We start from the raw sequence: 3,025 nt of genomic DNA, 5'->3' as shown, positions 1-3,025 counted from the left end.
GGACTGGGGATTGGGGACTTGGATTTCTGAGGTTATTATCAGTTTATTAATGTTCCTTGTTTCCTGTTCCCTGTTCCCTGTTCCCTCCTCTCACCAAAACATTTTAAGTTAATAAAACCAAGTCTTCTCCCTGCATTACCTGATAAGTATTAAGCAAGTAATTCGGCTGAAACACAGTAATCAGATAACCCGCTACAATTAGTAACAACGAAGTAATTACAATTGGGATAGCAAAAGGTAAATAAAGTAAATGCAGAGGTTGTCTAATTAACATCCCGCTGAATCTTTCCCAGAAAGCTTGAAGTTTACTTTTTGTATCCAACATTAAAGTTGAGTAAGATTTTCCCGAAGTTGAAATAGCGGTTTTCAACAGAGATTTTTGCCAGAAATAATCATGACCCATGAGTAAAAAACGCCAGAAGAAATGGGAAATTCCCGATGGTGGTGCATGATTAGCCTTAGCTTGTGGATGTTGCCAAATTGTGTAACCTTCCTCAAGTAAGCGATAAGCATGAATCACGCAGTTGCCACGATACAAAGGGATGTCTAGGGGAATGGGATGTTTCAGAAAGAAATCTCTGCGAAAAGCAACATTATTCAAAAAGTATTGAGATGTTTTAGTTAAACTTTTTTTGTGGGAATATTGGGGAAAAATGTAGGTCAAAGCCATTGCTGTACCATAAGGCCCATTCCCCCTAGTGATTGTTTCTCCAGCTACGATTTGAATGTCATCCCCCTGAGTAAAGGAAGTCAGTAAATTTCTTAGCCAATCTTTTTGGTAGATGCAGTCAGAATCGCAGTAAACTACTATTTCCCCTGTAACTAGTTCCGCCCCCAGCATTTTGGCTTCGTAATAGCTAGTCTTGACGTTGGTGTAGTGAACTTTAATCCAAGGGTACTGTTGACAAAGCTGTTTGAGTAATTCAGGAGGAGTATCGCCACTTTCAATTAACAATACCTCGTTGGCTAAATGGGGGGAAATCTCCTGATTTGCTAGTGAGTTCAGAGACTTAGCTAAGTCCTTGGGATTAGCGTTCGCCAAATTTTCGGTTTCGAGGACGATCGAAAAACTAGGTAAATTCTGTATCAATGGTGTTTGTAAACCATCCATCAGGAAAATTCTCCGTAAGAAATAATTAGCAATTTATTATGAATATAATTTACTTTCTGCTGCGTTCCTCCTGGAAAATGGTCACTCTGGCTATTGTCACAGGTTTTTTAAGTGGTGCTAGTAGTGCTGGTTTAATAGCCTTAATAGGAAATGCTGTCAGTAACAATGGTCACTCTTCATCAGCAGTTATGGCTTGGGGATTTGTGGGTCTGGTGGTGCTAGTATTGCTGACGAGTATTTTCTCTCAAGTGGTGTTAATTAAGCTAGCCCAGGATGCCGTATTCCAAATGCAGTTGCGCTTGAGTCGGCAAATTCTGGCTTCGGAGTTGAGACAGTTGGAAAACTTAGGAACACCAAGATTGCTGGCAACTTTGACTGAGGATGTGCAGGCAATTTCTCAGGCAGTTTTTAGTTTACCTTTAATCTGCATTAATTTAGCGATCGTCGGCGGATGTTTACTTTATATTACTTGGCTGTCGCCGCAAGTTTTGCTGATGATTTTAGTGTTGTTAGTTATCGCCATCAGTAGTTCTAATTGGTTTTTCAAAAAAGGCAGACAAATACTAGCTTTAGCCCGTGAAGAACAGGATTTGCTCTTTAATGATTTTCGCACAATTTCCGAAGGAGTAAAGGAATTAAAGTTAAATTATCAACGTCGTCAAGATTTTTTAATCGAAGATTTAACGGTTACAGCGGCAAATTTTCGGCGGCACAATTTTCGCGGTTTGTCTTTGTTTGCAGTTCATGCTAGTTGGGGTAAATTAATCTTTTTCTTTGCTATTGGTGCGGTATTATTTTTACTACCAAATCTGATTGATATTAACCCGAAAACACTCACTGCTTATGTCTTAATTTTCACTTATTTAATTTCGCCAATGGACATAGTTGTGAATAAATTACCTTTATTAACTAAAGCAGATGTAGCTTTAAAAAAAATTGAGGTATTAGGTTTAGCTTTGGCTAGTTACGCGGAATCAGAAACAGCTACGCCTGTAATGGTTGAGCCTCCTAATCAAGGTTTAAAAGCGAATTGGCATTCTTTGGAATTGCAGGGAGTGACTCATGCTTATGGAAGCGATCGCGAAAATATAGACTTTACCCTTGGCCCGATCAATCTAAATTTTAACCCGGGAGAAATTGTCTTTCTGATTGGTGGTAATGGTAGCGGTAAATCTACTTTAGCTAAACTGATTACCGGACTTTATATTCCCGAATCTGGCAAAATTTGTTTAGACGATCGACCAATAAATCAACAAAATCGGGAATGGTATCGTCAGCATTTCTCGGTTATTTTTTCCGACTTTTACTTATTCGAGCGACTTTTAGGTTTTGCCAAATATAATCTTGATTCAGTAGCAGAATCATATTTGCGGCAACTGCAACTAGACCACAAAGTAACAGTGGAAAATGGTAAACTCTCCACCACTGCACTTTCCCAAGGTCAACGTAAAAGATTAGCACTGCTTACCGCTTATTTAGAAAATCGACCAATTTATCTTTTTGATGAATGGGCATCAGATCAAGACCCAATTTTTAAAGAATTATTTTACACGCAATTTTTACCTAAACTCCGAGATAAGGGTAAATTGGTGTTAGTAATTAGTCACGACGATCAATATTTTGAAGTTGGCGATCGGATTATCAAACTCGACTATGGCAGAGTTATTTATGATAGTGCCTTTGCCTGAAAAGGGGACTAGGGACTAGGGACTGGGGACTGGGGATAAGGAGGATTCAAAACTCAAAACTTGGAGCAGGATTTATGGATTTACATGATGAGCAGGATTAATCAAGAAATCTGGTAAATCACTCAAGTTGCTAGTTACAAGTCTGGGTCTTTCTTAGCCCCCCTAAAAGATCCCCCCTCCGCCCCCCTTAATAAGGGGGGAACCAGCGGAAGCTTCGCTATTAACA

Annotated in this window: 2 protein-coding genes; one reads left to right on the top strand and one right to left on the bottom strand. The window is 39.2% G+C overall.

The genetic code is table 11. From position 1 onward, the window contains the following. Positions 1-103: 103 nt before the first annotated feature. Positions 104-1,111 carry a glycosyltransferase gene (locus IQ264_RS32035; RefSeq protein WP_193986732.1) on the bottom strand — a complete coding sequence of 336 codons (1,008 nt, stop codon included), beginning with the start codon at positions 1,109-1,111 and terminating at the stop codon, positions 104-106. 38 nt (positions 1,112-1,149) lie between these two features. On the opposite strand from IQ264_RS32035, the gene IQ264_RS32030 reads away from it, so the two are divergent. Next, positions 1,150-2,799 (top strand): cyclic peptide export ABC transporter, encoded by a 1,650-nt coding sequence (locus tag IQ264_RS32030; protein ID WP_193986730.1) that lies wholly within the window; start codon positions 1,150-1,152, stop codon positions 2,797-2,799. Positions 2,800-3,025 lie beyond the last annotated feature (226 nt).

The organism is [Phormidium] sp. LEGE 05292, from assembly GCF_015207735.1.
Classification (GTDB): Bacteria; Cyanobacteriota; Cyanobacteriia; order Cyanobacteriales; family Aerosakkonemataceae; genus Floridanema.
The sequence above is the reverse complement of the archived record's forward strand: the minus strand, read 5'-3'. Positions and strand labels throughout refer to the sequence as shown.